Genomic DNA, 1,844 nt, shown 5'->3' on the forward strand with positions numbered 1-1,844 from the left:
CGATGTGGAGCGGGTGATGTCACTTTGTAGCCGAGATTGGATAAAACTGACCTAATGTTTAATCCGATTGGTATGAGAAACAGCACGTGGCCTCCAACGAAACGGAAGCTGGCCGAGCCAAGAACCGCCGGGTGGTGATCAACATGGGACGCAACGGCACTATCTGATCCCGCTGAGTCATCGAGAGGGGCGGGATTTTCGCTGTAGTCAGGAATAAAAAATGCCAGTCGGCGAACCGACTGGCATTTTTTTCGCGGGTATCCGGGATTACTTGGCCAGGGATTCCGGCAGGTTTTCGCGGATCTTGCCGAGCATCTCTTTCAGCACGCGGGGGTTGGCTACCACGATGTTGCCGGAGTTTTCGTAGTTGTGACCACCGACGAAGTCGGTGACGATGGCGCCGGCTTCTTTGGCCAGCAGCTCACCGGCGGCTGTGTCCCAGGGTTTCAGGCCGATTTCCCAGAAACCGTCGACGCGGCCAGCGGCCACATAGGCGAGATCCAGCGCGGCGGAGCCAGCACGACGGATGTCTGCACACTCGATGAACATGCTCTGGAACATCTTCAGGTAGGGTTCGATGTGGTGCTTCTGCTTGAACGGGAACCCGGTGGCCAGGATGGTGCCGGAGAGCTCTTTGGCCTTGCCGACACGGATGCGGTAGCCGTTCAGCTGGGCGCCGCTGCCGCGGGTGGCAGTGAACAGCTCGTCACGGATGGGATCGTAGACAACGGCTTGTTCGGTCTTGCCCTTGACGCGCAGAGCGATGGAAACGGCAAAGTGCGGAACGCCTTTGACCAGGTTGGTCGTGCCATCCAGTGGGTCGATGATCCATTGGTAGTCCGGATTGGTACCGGCAATCTCGCCAGACTCTTCAGCAACGATGCTGTGTTCCGGGTAAGATTTTTTGATGGTGTGAATGATGGCCGCTTCGGCGTCACGGTCAACGTTGGTCACGAAGTCATTGCTGCCTTTCTGGATAACCTCGATGTTCTCGGGTTGAGAAAAGGCTTTTACTACTACTTGACCGGCGTTGCGCGCAGCGCGCACGGCGATATTCAGCATCGGATGCATAGGTTCACCACTGGATGTTAAAGAACGGGGGATAAAAGGACGCGACATCTTACCAAGATATTCGGGAATAGCAACTGCTATGCCCTCATTCGGTCAGGGTGGTGACTGACAGATCTGACGGCTCCAATAAAGACCTGTAATCAACTAGTCTTATCGCGACAGCCGGATAACAGGCTGTGGTGAGCATAGGGATATGAGCCATGAATCTGTCATTAGTTAGTCAGAAACCGTCGTCGCCGACGACTCTGGGTGTGTTGGCCGCACTGCGTGCCGCCAGCGAAGAGAGCGATTATGTCACCGAGGTCTGGGTGGCACAGCCCCAGCAGTGGCAACCGTCGAAGGACGAAGCGGCGATCCTGCTGCTGGAAGAAGAGGGCGCTGCCTGGCCTGTTCCGCTCTGGCCAGCAGGAGGCAGTACACTGGGATTGCCGGTGCTTCCCCTGTTGGTGCATCGACAGTATGAACATACTCCACAGGGGCCGGATGTCCGGGATCCGCATTTTTATTTCGTTTCCAACGGTATTCTGCTGGATGAGGCCGAACTGGCGGATCCTGCCTGCAGCCTGGTGCTGCAAAGCAAGTTTGAATCCTATTTCCCGCTGCTTTCCCGTCTTATCTTGCTGCGCCAGCGCCAACCAGGGGGACTGAGCAGCTAATCATCTCCCCCTCGATGCGGGCTGTTCAAGCGGCACAATATTTGGTTCTTCGCGGGATCTTGGGGAAGTGGAAGTTGACAGACAGGGTGCTGGTAAACTGGCTGTCTCCAAACACAC

The 1,844-nt window shown here is 56.3% G+C and carries 2 protein-coding genes and 1 pseudogene; 2 read left to right on the forward strand and 1 reads right to left on the reverse strand.

Annotated elements, in window-relative coordinates:
* Positions 1 to 74: 74 nt before the first annotated feature.
* Positions 75 to 167, forward strand: a pseudogene (locus OKB81_RS20830) (flagellar protein MotY); the annotation flags it as partial.
* Between the two features lie 100 nt (positions 168 to 267).
* On the opposite strand, the gene suhB reads toward OKB81_RS20830, so the two are convergent.
* On the reverse strand, positions 268 to 1,071 hold the full coding sequence (gene suhB / locus OKB81_RS20210; protein ID WP_103858438.1) for an inositol-1-monophosphatase: 804 nt from the start codon (positions 1,069 to 1,071) through the stop codon (positions 268 to 270).
* A 200-nt stretch (positions 1,072 to 1,271) separates the two neighbouring features.
* On the opposite strand from suhB, the gene OKB81_RS20215 reads away from it, so the two are divergent.
* Positions 1,272 to 1,727, forward strand: coding sequence for a hypothetical protein (locus OKB81_RS20215; RefSeq protein ID WP_270663459.1), 456 nt, complete (start codon positions 1,272 to 1,274; stop codon positions 1,725 to 1,727).
* Positions 1,728 to 1,844 lie beyond the last annotated feature (117 nt).

This window comes from Aeromonas sp. QDB56, from assembly GCF_027705505.1.
Lineage (GTDB): Bacteria > Pseudomonadota > Gammaproteobacteria > Enterobacterales > Aeromonadaceae > Aeromonas > Aeromonas caviae.

Bases quoted from the DNA above. Each gene is read 5' to 3' on its own strand.
- suhB (WP_103858438.1), bottom strand. From the start codon at position 1,071: ATGCATCCGATGCTGAATATCGCCGTGCGCGCTGCGCGCAACGCCGGT.
- OKB81_RS20215 (WP_270663459.1), top strand. From the start codon at position 1,272: ATGAATCTGTCATTAGTTAGTCAGAAACCGTCGTCGCCGACGACTCTG.